The sequence below is a fragment of the Streptosporangium sp. NPDC005286 genome (assembly GCF_040607515.1).
In the GTDB taxonomy this organism is placed as follows: Bacteria; Actinomycetota; Actinomycetes; order Streptosporangiales; family Streptosporangiaceae; genus Streptosporangium.
Genome location: NZ_JBEXGU010000024.1, coordinates 35,627 through 50,832 on the forward strand (window position 1 = coordinate 35,627; position 15,206 = coordinate 50,832).

General features: G+C 68.2%; 10 protein-coding genes and 3 pseudogenes. 1 reads left to right on the forward strand and 12 read right to left on the reverse strand.

Annotated elements, in window-relative coordinates; genetic code table 11:
- Positions 1 to 110 precede the first annotated feature (110 nt).
- Both ABZU75_RS12155 and ABZU75_RS12160 read right to left on the reverse strand, forming a co-directional pair.
- On the reverse strand, positions 111 to 323 hold the full coding sequence (locus tag ABZU75_RS12155; protein ID WP_355552666.1) for a hypothetical protein: 213 nt from the start codon (positions 321 to 323) through the stop codon (positions 111 to 113).
- On the reverse strand, positions 257 to 811 hold the full coding sequence (locus ABZU75_RS12160) for a recombinase family protein (RefSeq protein ID WP_355552584.1): 555 nt from the start codon (positions 809 to 811) through the stop codon (positions 257 to 259). Before ABZU75_RS12160 ends, ABZU75_RS12155 begins: the two co-directional genes overlap by 67 nt.
- A 245-nt stretch (positions 812 to 1,056) precedes the next feature.
- Between ABZU75_RS12160 and ABZU75_RS12165 the strand changes: the two genes are divergently transcribed.
- On the forward strand, positions 1,057 to 2,121 hold the full coding sequence (locus ABZU75_RS12165) for a protein kinase family protein (protein ID WP_355552587.1): 1,065 nt from the start codon (positions 1,057 to 1,059) through the stop codon (positions 2,119 to 2,121).
- Positions 2,122 to 2,158: 37 nt separating this feature from the next.
- On the opposite strand, the pseudogene ABZU75_RS12170 reads toward ABZU75_RS12165, so the two are convergent.
- The 10 genes and pseudogenes from ABZU75_RS12170 to ABZU75_RS12215 form a co-directional block, all read right to left on the reverse strand.
- Positions 2,159 to 3,441, reverse strand: a pseudogene (locus ABZU75_RS12170) (transposase).
- A 1,246-nt stretch (positions 3,442 to 4,687) separates the two neighbouring features.
- Positions 4,688 to 5,179: pseudogene (locus ABZU75_RS12175) on the reverse strand (DUF4158 domain-containing protein); the annotation flags it as partial.
- A 205-nt stretch (positions 5,180 to 5,384) separates the two neighbouring features.
- Positions 5,385 to 6,182 (reverse strand): TIGR03943 family protein, encoded by a 798-nt coding sequence (locus tag ABZU75_RS12180; protein ID WP_355552590.1) that lies wholly within the window; start codon positions 6,180 to 6,182, stop codon positions 5,385 to 5,387.
- A gap of 92 nt (positions 6,183 to 6,274) precedes the next feature.
- Positions 6,275 to 6,854: pseudogene (locus tag ABZU75_RS12185) on the reverse strand (permease).
- A gap of 340 nt (positions 6,855 to 7,194) precedes the next feature.
- Positions 7,195 to 8,598 (reverse strand): salicylate synthase, encoded by a 1,404-nt coding sequence (locus tag ABZU75_RS12190; RefSeq protein ID WP_355552593.1) that lies wholly within the window; start codon positions 8,596 to 8,598, stop codon positions 7,195 to 7,197.
- Positions 8,599 to 8,663: 65 nt separating this feature from the next.
- Positions 8,664 to 10,385, reverse strand: coding sequence for an ABC transporter ATP-binding protein (locus tag ABZU75_RS12195; protein WP_355552596.1), 1,722 nt, complete (start codon positions 10,383 to 10,385; stop codon positions 8,664 to 8,666).
- 44 nt (positions 10,386 to 10,429) lie between these two features.
- Positions 10,430 to 12,346, reverse strand: coding sequence for an ABC transporter ATP-binding protein (locus tag ABZU75_RS12200; protein WP_355552599.1), 1,917 nt, complete (start codon positions 12,344 to 12,346; stop codon positions 10,430 to 10,432).
- Positions 12,343 to 13,125, reverse strand: coding sequence for a class I SAM-dependent methyltransferase (locus ABZU75_RS12205; protein WP_355552602.1), 783 nt, complete (start codon positions 13,123 to 13,125; stop codon positions 12,343 to 12,345). Before ABZU75_RS12205 ends, ABZU75_RS12200 begins: the two co-directional genes overlap by 4 nt.
- Positions 13,107 to 13,934 carry an alpha/beta fold hydrolase gene (locus ABZU75_RS12210; RefSeq protein WP_355552605.1) on the reverse strand — a complete coding sequence of 276 codons (828 nt, stop codon included), beginning with the start codon at positions 13,932 to 13,934 and terminating at the stop codon, positions 13,107 to 13,109. Before ABZU75_RS12210 ends, ABZU75_RS12205 begins: the two co-directional genes overlap by 19 nt.
- Positions 13,931 to 15,202: a cytochrome P450 gene (locus ABZU75_RS12215; RefSeq protein WP_355552608.1), complete on the reverse strand. Its 1,272-nt coding sequence runs from the start codon at positions 15,200 to 15,202 to the stop codon at positions 13,931 to 13,933. Before ABZU75_RS12215 ends, ABZU75_RS12210 begins: the two co-directional genes overlap by 4 nt.
- Positions 15,203 to 15,206: the final 4 nt, after the last annotated feature.

Here is a 15,206-nt window from a genome sequence, read left to right on the forward strand (position 1 = left end):
ACGTGCACGTTCCCGGACGACGGGCGTCCGGGATTGCAACATCGCAGGTCAGACATCCCGTAGCCGCTTGACACAAACGGCTACGGGATGTCTGACCTGCGGAGATGCGGTCAAGTTCCTGTTGTGATCTCGGCGAACTCTGAGTGGGCCCAGGCGACCGCGTCGGGGTAGGCCTGGGCCTTGTCGTGCTCGGCCAGGGCGCGGTAGATGCTGGCCAGGCTCGGATTGCGGCCTTTGTGTTTCCCGGTGGGGATGATCAGGTCGCCTCGGATGGTCTCGACGGACTCGCCGGTGGCCCGTCTGCGGAGCACGGTGTGCAGCATGTCGCCGGTCGTTTCATTTCGTACACGGTCGGGATGACGCGGCAGTGCGGGGCGTGCGCCTTGATCTGGCGGGCCAGGGCGAGCGCGGCCTCGAACTGGGGGCGGACCCGGACCCGGGTCGAGATCTTCTCGGAAAAGATCTTGTCACGATCGATGCCGTGGGCCGCGAGGGCATCCAGCTGTGACTGCAGTTCCTGGGTCAGCGAGCTGCAGCGGGCGTATCCTATCCGGATGTCAGCGGTCGGCGCATCCGTGGCGAGTGGGGCCGGTGGCGGGGTGCCGGGCCGCCACGGCTGTCCCGGACCGCGATCGGCAGGGGTCTGTACCCGCAGCAGCTTTGCCAGCCGGCCGACCTTGGTGAAGCGGCCGGTGTGGTAGGCCCCGGCGACGGCGCCGGAACGGGATCGGCACGGCGAGCCCGCCGCCACGCCGCAGCGCGGGCACGGATGGAGCTCGACGTCGTCGGCGTCACGGCCGGCAAGGGGCATGGCGGATGCGGGAGGTCGGCCACACCTCGCATCGTGTCACAAACATTTCTCACAAGGCTGGAACTCGAATTTTGAGTGAGAACGAGTTGTGAGAAGGAATTGGTGATCCCAACGGTCACCGCGATGCCCGATTGATCTTCCTCCGGGAACGGAGCGTTTGTGAGAGCATGCTGGCCTTGTCAAATAGGGCTGATCATGCCGATAGCTCGCCAACGCCCGGCGGGGAGACTCAGGAGCCACCACTGATGCCCAACCCAGACTCGCGGTACGCCGCGCGCCTGGCCGTCTACGGAGCGGTCTCCACCCAGCTGTCGCTGCTGAGCGATCGCCGACTCAGCCAAGCCGTGGCGGAAGCCACCGCGCTCGGGTCCGGCATCGGCGGCAGGTCGGCGGAGCTGGATATCAGCGGGAGGCAGGTCTTCATCAAACGGATCCCGCTGACCGATGTCGAGCTGCGGCCGGAGAATGTGCGCTCGACGGCGAATCTGTTCGGACTGCCGCTGTTCTACCAGTACGGGGTGGGCTCGGCCGGGTTCGGAGGCTGGCGTGAACTGGCCGTACACACCATGACCACCAACTGGGTCCTCGGACGGGAGTACGAAGGCTTTCCCCTGATGTACCACTGGCGGGTTCTACCCGACTCCCCACCCGAGGGGTTCGTCGACGAATTCGGCGGCATCGATGGGGCGGTCGCGCACTGGGAGGACTCGTCGGCCGTCCGTGAACGCCTGGAGGCCGTCGGCCGCTCAACATCCAGCCTGGTGCTCTTCTTGGAACACGTGCCGCAGACTCTCGCCGCCTGGCTGGCCGACTCGCGGAAGGCCGCGCCGGGCAGCGGAGAAGGCTCGCCGTACCCCTGGGTGGAGGAAGCTCTGGCACGTGGAACCGCCTTCATGAGCTCTCGTGGGCTCGTCCACTTCGACGCCCATTTCGTCAACATCCTGACCGATGGCCAGCGGCTCTACTTCGCCGACTTCGGGCTTGCCTTGAGCTCCGGCTTCGAGCTCACCGCGGCCGAGGCCGCGTTCCTGTCCGAGCATCTCGACTACGACCACTGCTACACCGCGAGCCATTTGCTGCACTACCACCTGCTCGACGACCTGCGCGGCGACATCGACCAGCAGGCGTTCCTGCGGGAATGGATCGCGGGACGACAGCCCGATGACGTCCCGCCCGCGACTGCCGCGATCATCGACCGGCACGCCCCGGCGGCCATCGTCTTGAACGAGTTCCACCACCGCCTGCTCAACGTGAGCAAGCGGACGCCGTTTCCAGCCACCGAGATCAAGCACGCCAGGCAAGTCACCTGAGACGAGACCGACGAGCCATGGCTGTTGGCTCTGCGCCTCACAGGTCCAGCTCCCGTAGCTGGGCCGGGCGCAGCGGTCGCCAGCCGTCACTCAGTTTGGCCAGCTCCGCCTCGACGTCGACGTGGATCGCCCCGAAGAAGTTGATGTTGTCACTGTGCCCGGGCGAAATATGGGCAAGTACCTCGTCGGGGACGTCGCGGCCCTGGGCACGTAGGTCGATGACAGCTTTAGAATAATATTCTGTTGTCCGGGTCGCGACACAGTTGGTCAAGAGAGTCAAGCACCAGGCCTGTTCGGTCTGCTGGGACAGGTGCGCCTTGGTGACGATGCCTTGCTGGGCGTAGTGCAGATCACGGCGCAGCGCGTGCAGGCTCTCCCCTTGCTGAGCTGGCGGGTGATCTTCCGCGGGTACGCCGGGTCCGACAAGTACTTTGCGGTCTGCACCGTACGCCGCAGCATCCCCCACTCCTTCAGTGCGGTGGCCAGGGTGTTCTGCCGGGAGGCCGCCGACCACTTGCCGACGATCAACGACGCGGTCGCCTGCCCGAACTTCAGCGACCCGGCCATCCGCAGCAGGTCCGGCCACATCTCGGCGACCAGGGCCTCATTCCACCGCGCTCCGAGCAGTGGCCCTGCGTGCGGATAGAGCTTGCCGATCTCGGTCGGAGTGTCGTCCCGGACCAGGGTGACCCGGGTCAGGTCCCGCATCCGCGGCGTCAGCGCCTTGCCAACCAAATCGAAGAGGGCAAAGTTGATGAGCGTGGCACCGTGGGTATCGGTCGCGTGTTCGACGATCGGCAGATCGGTGGCGTTGCCGAGGAGCTCGTCCAAGGCGAAGTGTCCCTCCCGCGCCGTCGGCACGATGATCTTCGTGCCGTAGGTAGACCACTGATCGGAGACTTGGGTGTAGGTGGACAGCACCTGCCCGCCGTGGATGGTCATGGTCCGCCCGGTCACGCTCTTGCCGCGTACCGGGAAGCGCTGCCCATCGGAAGAAGACATGGTGCCGCCGCCGAACACCTCGGCCAGCGCCAGGCCGTAGTGGTGATCAACGACGCAGGTGTTGGCCTCGCGCAGCGTCTCCTCCCGCACATACCACTCCATCGTCCAGGCGAGGGTGTCGTAGGAGATGCCGCACGCCTCGCTCATCTTGACCAACCCCAAATTCGTGGCCTGGCTGATCAGCACCGCGAGGATGTTGCGCTTGAGCTCGGGCGAGGTGGCCAGCTTCTTGCCGCCGGCGTGGGTGAAGCAGTCCAGGAACCCGGTGCGCGCGTCCAGTTCGATCAGCAGGGAGGCGATCGGCGCGAACGGCAGCATCCCGGCCAGCTCGTCTTTGAGCTCCTTGGCCTCGGTGGGGATGTCCTCGGCCGACAGCGGGGGGGATCACCAGGTGATCGTCGTCGTCCAGGCGAACCGCGCCGGTGTCATCGGGCAGAGCGCCGGCCAGGACTGTCTCCAGATCCGCCAGTGCGGCGTGCAGTTCCTCCTTGCCTTGCTCCAGCGCGTCGGTCGCCGTGGCCGGTTTGCGGACCAGCTGGCAGAACTCCGCTCGGCGCGGCTCCCACTGCTCGGGGGTGTACAGGTAGGTGGAGGGGTCGGCGTAGCGGCGCGAGCCCGGCACGAACACATCCCCGCTGCGCAACCCGTCGCGCAGGCCCAGCAGCACGCACAACTCCCAGTAGTGGCGAAAGGCGGTGTCATCGCCCGCCTTGAGGGCTTTTTCCAGGTAGTCGGCGTAGCGAGTGGGCACGAACGACATCGGCGCGCCTTCGGGGAGCTTGCGGCCGCCGGTGCGGTTCAGCTCCTTCAACATCGCCACCGCCCGCATCAGTTCGGCCGTGCTCGGTCCGCCGCGGAAGTCGATCGCCGCCAGCACCGGCGGGGTGAACTGCCGCAGGTAGGAGTAGGAGGAGGCCATCTCCGACAGGCGGCCGTGATCCTTGGGCAGCGCCTTCCACCCGCCTGCGGTCACCTCGCGCAGCTTCCCCATCCCGATCCGCCCTCGCAGCAGGCCGCCGACCTGCTCGTCCGGGACGCCCGTGTCTGCCAGCACCGGCAAGATCACCTGCAGTAGCAGCTGCCGGGCCTCGCCGGTCTTGGCCCGCTCCACCAGCGCCTCATCGGTCTTGGTCTTTGCTCGGGACTTGCGCGCCGAGACGGTCTGGTCGAACAACGCCGCCACCTCATCGAGCTGGTCGATCGCGGCCTGGGCGACGAACGCCAGCAGGATCGGGTACCGGCGCTCCCGGCGGCGCTCCAGCCCCTGGTTGGTGGAGCGGCGCGCCACCTGGGCCAGGAACCGGCGCCGCTCGTTCGGCAGCGCCGACAGGTCCAACTGGTGCGCGTCCATCGCGCGCAGCCACACCAGCTTGTCGATCGAGGTCTTCACCGCGGTGGCGGAGGCCTCCACCGCTGGTTTGGTCAGCCACTCCAACCGGGTGCATCCCAGCCCGGCATCGACCTTCAGCAGCAGATCTAAATCCCAGCGCACCTGCTCGGTCAGCAAGTGGGCCACCTTGTGCGAAGTCAACTCTCCCGCCGCCGCCCGGGCCGTGCCGACCATCTTCGCCAACGCGATCGCCCCAGGCCGGATCCCCTTCGCCGACATCAGATACTCGCGGGCCAGGTTGAACAACAAGGTCGGGGAGTCGTGCTCCATGGCCCTGTCGGTCAGGAACTGCTCCAGTTCCTTCATCTCCTGGCTATCGGTCGCGGCCTGTTTCCAGCCCAGGTACTTGGTGACCTGGCCCACATGATCGGACCGGGTCTGGGCCCGCTGCCCGTATCCCCGTAGCGCCCCTGGATGCAGGCCCAACGCGATCGCCAGCCGGGCCACCGCCTCCGGCGGAGCCGACCCCACCTCATCGGGCACAAACCCAAGCCACGGCAGCGTCGCGACCATCACGGCCATCCCCAGCCGATCGGCCGGGCCTCGGCCCCGTCCCGGATCCACGAACGCCACATCCGCGGGCGTCAACGTGAAGTGCGTGATCAACTCATCGCGGCCGATATCCGGGAACGACCGTAACTGCTCCAACTGCTCGCGGGAGAACATCTTCTCCGACACCGAACCACCCCACGCTCTAGACCGGACAAACCGGAACAGAACGTAGCGGAAACGATCTCAGGCCCCTGCGCCGATCCCTGCATCACCGCAGCTCAGAGCTATATGTGTTGGATTCTTCGACAGGACTACCGGGACCCCTGGTGGCCGACCATGCTCGGGGAGGGGAACCTGAGCTTGTACATGCTTTTTGGCGTTACTCGTACTGCTCGTCGGGGGGCTCGATCCTCGTGAGGCTCTTGCCGGTGAGCTGGGGGTAGATGACGCCGGTGGTCATCTTGCCGAAGGTCTGCGGGATCCAGATGCCGGTGACCTCGACCCAGGTGTCGGTGGGCGGTGCCTGCAGTCCCCTGACGGCGACCTTCAGGGGGAACGCGTCCGCGGCGCAGCAGGCGATCTGCATGCGGGTGACGTACCATTGCCCCTTCTTCTTCGCGGGGGAGACGAAGCCGGTCAGTTTGACCTCGCGGTCGGTGAGGGACTTCTTGTCGTCGTCCCAGGCGCGGCCGATGAAATCGCCGATGGTCATCTCCACGGCGCCGGTGCCGGTGAGCGGGGTGAAGGAGCTCAGGGTCTGGTCGCGGGGCGGTGGGGTGTCTTCGCGGGAGGCGGCGAACGAGCCCAGCGCGGGCGGTGCGATCAGGAAGATCGCGAACACCGGCAGGCACAGCAGCCACGAGACCCGGGGGCCGCCGTGCGCGTGGTCGTGCCCGTCACCGTCGGACCGGTCGCGATCATGCGAGCGATTGTCGGCGGATGAGTGATCGTGGCCGTCTGAATGGTCGCGTGGTTTGTCTTGGGGTGGGTTCTCCTTCATCCGGGACGCCTGGAGCAGCCCGATGACCCCAAGGCCCACCAGCACTACCCCGGCGCCGATCAGGAATGGCTGGAAGCCGGGTTTGACGTAGTTGAGGTAGGTCGTGGAGAACGCCGAGATCCGCAGCACGGCGCCGCCCAGCAGGGTCAGGACGAGGTTCTGGGTCACACGGTTCATCGGGGGGCGCGGATTCCTTCCATCGTGCCGGGGCCCGAGGCCGAGCCGTGGCGTGCCTGGGGGTGCGGAGCGAGGGGACGGTGATGGGGAGCCTATAGCAGCAACCACCCGAAGAGGGTGCTCACCAGGATGGCGAGGGCGAAGGTCACCGGGACGAACCTGACCGCGAAGGCCCTGCCGAATGTGCCGGCCTGCAGCGCGATCAGTTTCAGGTCGACCATCGGCCCGACCACCAGGAAGGCCAGCTTCGCGGTGGGGGAGAACGCGGTCATCGAGGCCGCCACGAACGCGTCGGCCTCCGAGCAGATCGACAGCAGCGCCATGACCAGGATGGCCAGCCATGGCACCCCGGCGACCGGCACGGCCATGGCCGGGTTAGCGGGCAGTGCCCTGGTCCAGAACGACGCCGGGACGAACGCGGTGATCGCCGCCGACAGCGCCACCCCGAAGACCATGCACACAGATCGCCACGAAGATCGTGGCCCACGTCTGCAGCGCGGGCGCCGTCAGATACGGCGCGAGCACGAACCGGCCCACCACCAGCAGCACGATGACGAGCGCGAAGCCCCACGGCAGGGCGCCGCCCGCCGAACCTGTACGTCCCCAGGAGTCGGGGGACGGGCTCTCGTCGTCGGCCCACACGCCGCGCGGACCGGATCGAAGCTCGGGCATGCGCCCCATTGTGGAAGGCCGTCCCGGCAGCCCGGGCCGAACCTCCTCTAGAAATCTACAACGTAAAGGCGTTCGGCGGTTTCAAGATCAATAAAAGCACAGTCGACTAAAGACCGAATCTCAACAAGCAAAAGTCATCCCGGCGATGCGCCGGGATGTAGCAGTGCAGGCCGGGCGTCCTCCAGCCAGGCCACCGAAGACGCTACGAGCCGGTTGGACGAGGAGGTGTAGGCGGACTCTACAACCACGCGAACGCATCGGGCTGGGGCCGTGCCGGAGAGGATTCGGGGGCGTAGAAGTTGAACGAGTAAGTCCGATGCCCGAGGAACATGCGGCTCCCTCACCTGCGATGGAACCGCAGGTGAGGGACGACGCTTCGTAGCTTTTCGCAGGTCTCCTCGTATTCGCGTTCCGGGGTGGATTGGCCCATGATGCCTGCCCCGGCACGGAGCCAGGTGCGGTTACCATGCGCGAACAGCGTGCGCAGGACCAGTGCCGCGTCCAGTGAGCCGTCGGTTCCCGCTCGGAACACCGCTCCGCCGTAGAGCCCTCGGGGTTCGGGTTCATGGCGGTTCAGGGCCGCGAGGGCTGCGCTCTTCGGTACGCCGGTGACAGTGACCGCCGGGAAAAGTGCCGCGAACGCCGACCAGGGGCCCAGGTTCTCGCGCAACCGCCCGGCGACCCGGGACGCGAGATGCTGTACCGAGCCACGTGCCTTGACCGTCATGAACTCCTCGATCACCACCGAGCCGGGCCGGCAGATCGTTTCCATTTCCTCAGCGGCCAGTCGTACCGAGATCGCGTGCTCGTGCACCTCCTTCGGGTCGGTGCGGAGTTCGTCGCGCAGGCGGTCGTTCTCGGCGACGTCGGGTCCCAGGGATCGGGTGCCCGCGAGTGGTTGGGTGCGGATCCGGCCGTTCGCCTCTACCTCGACGATGGTCTCTGGGCTGAAGCCGGCGGCTCGCTGGCCGCCGAGGTTCAGCAGGAAGGAACGCGCGGGGGTGTTGGCTCGGCGCCCGGCGAGGTAGGAGGCGGCGAAGTCGGGCTCGTTTCCTTCGGGCAGTACCACGATCCGAGACAGAACGGTTTTTTCCAGGAGGCCTGCGTGGATGTCGGCGATGCTGCGGGCGACGGCGTGGTGGTATGCGGACGCGTCGGAGGCGATGAGGCGTTCGGCTTCCGTTGCGGCCGGTGTGGTCATCGTCGCATCGACCGGAACGGGGTCGTCCGGGTTTTGGAGCAGGGCCGTGACCTTCGCGGCCCAGGCTTCGTCGACGGCTCGCAGTTCGGCCTTCCCTGGGCTGAGGGTTACCTCCACGCAGGGAACCAGGAACGACAGGAGTGGTTGCGTTCCCGCGGCGGTGGGATCACCGTGCAGCAGGTGGGCGAGTTCGAAGGTGGCCCATCCGTACAGATAACGGGTTTCGGTAGCGCCGTTCCCGAGTGCTGTGAGTGCTTCGGTGATTCTGTCCAGTGGTCGGCCTTCGGTGGCCGCGGTCCACGTGTGTCCGTCGGCGCGGGCGACGACCTCGGTCGCGTCCGCGGTGAGCGTGACGGCGGAGCCTGCCGCGAAGTACCAGACCCCGGCGTGCTCGTAGACGGTGTACTGTTCGCCGAGGCCGGCTCTGGCGAGGTGCACGGCCGTGCGGGCCGGTTCGTCCGGGGTGTGAAGTAGGGCTGTGCATGTGAGGGCGGGTACGGCCCGTGCCCAGTCCGCCCATGGTTCGGATTGTCTGGCGGTCATCGTTGTGCTCCTTGCCGTGCGGTGTTCTCGTGCTTCGGTGGACGCGCCGGTCGGGGCCGCTGTGGTCACGGGGCCACTTCCAGCCGCCAGCCGCCCGCGTTGGTGCGCTGTCGCCAGAAGTCGGCGTAGGTGCCGCCGGCGGTGGTGAGTTGCCGGTGCGTGCCGCGTTCGGTGATCCGCCCGTTTTCCATGACGAGCACCTGGTCGGCGGCCAGTACGGTACTGAGGCGGTGGGTGATGACGAGCAGTGTTTTCTCGGCGGCCAGGGCTTGGATCGTGGATGTCAGCACGGCCTCGTTCTCCTGGTCGAGCGCGGCGGTCGCCTCGTCCAGGATGAGAATCGGCGCGTCCTTGAGCAGGGCGCGGGCGATGGAGACACGCTGACGTTGTCCGCCGGACAGGGCGGTACCGCCCTCGCCGACCCGGGTGGTCCAGCCGTCGGGCATTTCCTCCACCACCTGGTCCAGCCCGGCCATGACCGCGGCGCGGCGCAGTTTCTCCTCGCTGGCGTCTGGATCACCGATGCGGACGTTGTCCTCGATCGTGCCCTCGAAGAGGTAGACGTCCTGGAAGACGATCGAGACGGTCGCGGCCAGGTCCTCGGAGGTGATGTCGCGGACGTCGACTCCCCCGATGCGGACCGTGCCGCCGGTGGTGTCCCAGAAGCGGGCCAGTAGTCGGGCGACGGTGGTCTTGCCGGCGCCGGACGGTCCGATGAGAGCGGTCATGCTGCGCTCAGGGATGCGGAAGCTCACGTCGGAGAGCAGTTCGGCCTCCGGATCGGTGGGGGAGGTGGAGCCGCCTACGGCGTCTTGCCGGTAGCGGAAGCGGACCGCGTCGAATTCCACGTCGGCTCCGTGTGGCAGCCGGGGTTCGGTTGGTTGCGGGAACGGTTGACGGCCGAGTACGGCGTCGAGCCGTTCCAGGCTGTTGCGGGTGATCCGTATCCCGGCGCCCAGGTCGGCCGCGCTGGACAGGCTGTCGGTGAGTCGGCCGATGAGCACCAGCAGGGCCAGCAGGGTCGGCACATCCATGGAGCCGCCCAGAGTCCAGGAGACTCCCAAGGCCAGCAGGAGGGCGAAGACCGTGCGGGTGGCGAAGGCGAAGGACACCAGGCCCGGTATGCCGCGGTGAATCAGCCGGCGGTCGGCACGCGACTCGGCCACCAGGGCGTCGTCGAGTGCCCTGTAGCCGTCGACGGTCCGGCCGAAGGCGCGCAGGACCGGCTGGCTCTGCGCGAACTCCAGGACGCGGTCGGCTGATTCGCCGATCGCTCCGTCGCGTCTCCGATCCAGCCTGCTCATCACGGAGGTGCTCCACAGGTGTACCGCCAGCAGCACCGGCGCGCACAGCAGTAGCACGAGCGTGACCCGGCCATCGAAGAAGAAGGTGGCGGCCACGATGGTGAGCGGGGTGAGCACTGAGCTGGTCAGCGGACGCAGCAGGTGCGCTGGCATGTTCATTACCTGGATGACGTTTTGGCTGGCCAGGCGGCTGAGTTCGGCGGCTCGTCCGGGGGTGAACCAGCCGATGGGCAGGTCGAGGGCGCGGTCGGCGAGTCGCCGGTGCAGCACCCGCGAGAGCCGGGAGCCGACGGTGAAGCCGTTGCTCAAGGCGACGGCTTGGAGGGTGGCGTAGGCCAGTGAGCAGACGGTCAGGGCGGCGAGCCATGGCCACATCTCTCCCGGGTTCTCGCCGAGCAGGGCACGCAGCACCGGCACCAGCAGGGTGAAGGCGAGGCCCTGGAGGATGGCGGCCCCTGCCAGTACGACGAGGAGACGGTTCAAGAAACCGGATCCCTCGGGTCCGAGGGTTCGGTAGAGATGACGGATCATCGTGAGGTTTTCTCCGGGGAGGCGTCGGGGCTGTCGTGAAGGGCTGATGCCGTCGGGGCCGGGGTAGGGGTGGGGGCTGTTTCGCTGTCGGCCTGTGCTGTCTCCTGGGCTCTCCACAGCCGGGCGTAGCGGCCTTTGGTGGCCAGCAGGTCCGGGTGGCGGCCCTGTTCGATGATCCGCCCGCCGTCGAGTACCACGATCCGGTCGGCGTGGCGGATGGTCGCCAGCCGGTGGGCGATGACGAGCAGCGTGCGACCGGTGGCCAGGGTGGACAGCGCGTTCTGGATCAGCGCTTCGGAGTAGGGGTCGGCGTATGCGGTGGCCTCGTCCAGGACGAGGACGGGGGCGTCGGCGAGCAGGGCGCGGGCGATGGACAGGCGTTGTCGTTCGCCACCGGAGAAGGAGACGCCGGTGGTGACCTCGGTGGCGTAGCCGGCGGGCAGTTCGGTGATCCGGTCGTGGATCTGGGCGGCGCGGGCGGCCTGTTCGACCTGGTCGTCGTCGGCGGAGGGGCGGCCGAGGCGGATGTTGTCGGCGACGGAGGCCCGCAGCAGCCGCACGTCTTGCAGGACGAAGCCGGCGTGGTGGTAGAGGTCGGCGGCGGGTATGTCGCGGATGTCGGCGCCCCCGATGGTGATGGCGCCTGCCGTGACGTCGTGGAAACGCAGAAGTAGCGAGGCGAGGGTGGATTTGCCCGATCCGGAGGGGCCGATGAGCGCGGTGACGGTGCCGGGTTCCAGGTCGAGGTCGATGCCGCTTAGGGCGTCGGTGCGGCTGTCGTAGGAGAAGGACACCTTGCGCATCGAGATGCGGGAGTTTTGCGGGGTGGCGGGTGTCGCGCTCTGGGGCAGGACCGGCGTGTCGAGCAGCGCGGAGATCCGGGTGGCGGCCGCCTGGCCGGCCCGGATCTGCTGGATCCGGGGGCCGACCACGCTCATGGGGGCGGCGACGGCTGGTCCGAGCAGGATGAACGGTATGAGGTCCGCGGCGGTCGTCCATCCGCCGGTGACGAACACGGCTCCCAGCACGGCCAGTAGGAGCAGGACGACGGCCGGGGAGACGACGAGCAGGGCCGCGGTCGAGGTGACCAGCGTGGTGCGGACCCAGGAGGTGAAGAAGTCGGAGAAACCGTCGGTGGCGTTTAGGAAGCGTTCGTGGACCTTACGGCTTCGGCCGAAGGTCTTCAGAACGGCGATGCCGTTGGAGAACTCCACGGCGGCTGAGGAGATCCGGCCCAGGGCTGCTCCGTACTCGGCCATCTGTGCTGCCGCTCCGGCCATGGCTCGGCTGAACAGGTAGGCGCCGAGGGCCAGGGGCAGCATGCTGAGCAGCGCGAGCCGCCAGTCGAGGGTGAACAGGTAGACCAGCGCGAGAACGGGGGCGGTGAGGACGGCGGTGACATCGAGAAGGGTGTGGGCGACGAGCGTGTGCAGCGCGTGCACATCGTCCTGTACGGCGCGTTTGATTTCCCCCGCACCTTTGGAGGTGATCCATCCCAGTGGCAGGCGACCGGTGTGCCTGGCCAGTCGGCGGCGCAGCGCGAGTTGCAGGTCGTTGTCGGCGAGATGGCTGATCACCCCGGCGGCGGATCCGAGGACCAGGGCTGCGAGTCCGGAGAGGCATGCGAGGGTGACCAGCGGCCAAAGGTCGTCGCCGAGGGGAGGAGAGCCGTCGGTGAGGTGGACGGCGATCCGGGCGACGGCGATGAAGGGGATGACTCCGGCCAGTGCGCCGGCGGCCTGCAGGACGACGGCCAGGGCGAGGTGGCCCCGGACCTGGTGCAGGATGCCGCGTAATGGCGGCACCTTCGGGGCATCCGGCGGGGTCGGGCCCGGGGAGGTGTCATCGGACGTGCCGGAGGCCGCGGATGCGTCGGACTGCTGCGGGTCCCGAGGTGAGGTGGGTTGGGTCATTTGACGAGGACTCCGATTTCGGGGATGGCCTGGCCGCCGGCCTCGGTGATGCGGCGGCTTGTCATTCCCGCCTCGCGGGCGAGCCGGGTGACGTCGAGGGTGTGCCAGTCGTAGCTGTCGGTGATTTCGCGGATGGTGCGACCGTCTCGCAGGACCTTCCAGGTGGTGGTGAATCGCATGGCGTCGCCCTGGGCGGGCTCACCGCTGATCCACCACTCATAGGTCTGGCGGCCGATGGTCTCTCGCAGGGACATCACCGGTGGGATGAGGCGTGGAGCGGAGACCCCCATCAGCTCGACGACGATGAGACCGCCGTCGGGCAGCCGGTCGCGGAGCCGCCGCCACAGGGCGCCGCGTTCGGTGGCGGTGAGATGTCCGGCCACGCCGAAGATCACTACTGCGGAGAGCCGTTCGGGGAGTTCGAGGTCCTGCGCTGAGCCGTCGACGACGGTGACGCGGCGGCGCAGGTCCGCCTCCCGGGCGACTCGGGAGGTGAGGACGGCCCGCATGGTGGCGGAGGGCTCGGCGGCGATGATCTCTGCTTGCGGCAGCGCGGACGCGATGACCTCGGTGATCCGGCCGGTGCCGGCGCCGATTTCCAGCACGGGGCCGTAGGAGATGTCGACGTGGGCCAGTACACGGGTGAGCGGTGGTCCGCTGCTGGCGGTGTGGCGGGTGGCGACCATCTCGTAGAACTCGGCCGAGGGCGAGTAGTAGTCGATCATGGGGTTCTCCTGGTTGTGCGGGCGCGGCCGGATGGTCAGGGGGTGCTGGGCCACCGGTGAGCGCCCATGGCCAGCGACGGATCCAGACGTCGAAGTACTGCCGTGATGACCTCCCGGCGTCGTGGACCGAGGTAGAAGTGGTCGCCGGGGAAGGTGTGGATCTCGGTGCGGGCAGTGGTGAGATCCGCCCATCCGCCGGCTCGGTCGCGACCGCTTTGCGGGGTCAGCTCCGGATCGGCCTCGCCGGTGAACACCTCGATCGGGCAGCGCAGCGGGGGCCGGGAGATCGGGCGGTAGGTTTCGATGAGGCGGTAGTCGTTGCGCACGTAGCCGAGTACCACCGGGCGCAGATCGGGATCGGCCAGCACGTCGTCGCTGGTGCCGCCGAGCCGTTGCAGTTCCCGGCACAGGAGGTCGTCGCTTTGCCGGTGGACCTCACCGACGGTGGCGGTGCCCGGGGCCTCGCGGCCGGACACGAACAGCCGTCGCGGGCCGAGCGCCTCGCGGCGCCGCAGGTCGTGGGCCACCTCCCAGGCGACGGCCGAGCCCATGCTGTGTCCGAACAGGGCGTAGGGGCGGTCGAGCAGCGGCACCAAGGCATCGGTGACGGCTGTGACCAGCTCGTCCATCCGGTCCACCGGGGGATCTTCGAAGCGGTCTTCCCTGCCTGGGTACTGGATGGCCCACAGCTCGATCTCTGGCGGCAGCAGGGCCGCCCAGGGGCGGTAGAAACCGGCGCCGCCACCGGCGTGCGGGAGACAGATCAGCCGTAGCCGGGCTGCCGGCCGCGGGCTCCAGCACCGGATCCACGGGCCGAGACGCCGCGGCGCCGGCGGGGCGGGCACGCCGGGATGGGTACTCACCACGTCACCGGCAGCCGCTCGATGCCGAAGGTGGCCGAATCGTGTTTGAAGTCGATTTCCTCGTCCGGGGTTGCCAGGCGCAGCGTCGGCACGCGGCGGATCAGCGTCTCCAGGGCCACCTCAAGCTCCAGCCGGGCCAGGTGCTGGCCGATGCACTGGTGGACGCCGTAGCCGAAGGCGACGTGGTGGTTGTCCGGGCGGCGGAAGTCGATCCGGTCGGGGTCGGGGAACTGCTCGGGGTCGTGGTCGGCGCCGGCCAGCAGGGCGATGACGCCGTCGTCGGCGGGTATCACCGTGCCGGAGATCTCGATGTCCTGGGCGGCGATCCGCAGCGGGATGGAGTCGGCGATCGACATCACCCGCAGGAGCTCATCGACGGCGGCCGGCATCAGGGAGGGGTCGGCTCGCAGTTCCTCCATCAGATCCGGCCGCTGGAGAAGCAGCAGGGTGCTCAGAGCGATCATGTTCGTGCTGGTCTCGCGTCCGGCGTTGATGGTGATGCCCACGGTGGACAGCAGTTCGGGCAGGGTGACGTTGCCGGTCTGCAGGTGGTTGACGACGAGTTTGGAGAGCAGGTCGTCGCCCGGCTGCTCCTGCCGCTGGGCCACCAGGTCGGAGATCAGGGCGAACAGTGCGCCCAGTGCCTCGGCGACCTGCTCGGCGGTGCTGTGGCGGGAGCCGGAGATGCGGGTGACGTCGCGGAAGAACTCCAGGTTTTCTGCGGGGATGCCCAGCAGTTCGCAGATCACGGAGGTGGAGACGGCGTTGGCGTAGAGGGGGACGAAGTCGACGGGGGCCTCGGTCGCGAGCATGGAGTCCAGGAGGCCGTCCACGATGGTCTGCACGGCGGGCCGCATGGCGCGGATCCGGCGGACGGTGAACTCCGGCAGCAGCATCCGGCGGTAGCGGGTGTGTTCGGGGGCGTCGGTGCGGATGAAGGGGCGCAGCCGGGCCCCGATTTCCTGCTCGCCCTCGCCGAGGGCGGGGAAGTTGGGGCGGCGGATGTCGGCGCTGATTCGCGGGTCGGCGAGCAGTTCGCGGACGTCCTCGTAGCGGGAGACCACCCAGGCCTCGCGTCCGGTGGGCAGGGTGACCCGGGCGACGGGTTCGAGGGTGCGCAGGCGGGTGTACTCCTCGGGGGCGGAGAAGGGGCAGCCCCGGCGGATGGGGAAGTTCTGCGGGCGAGTGGCGTCCGCTACAGGGGAGGTGGCCTCGCCCGCAGCAGGCGCGGGGGTGGAGGGCACGCTGGAAGGCGTGGGCGGGTTCATCGGT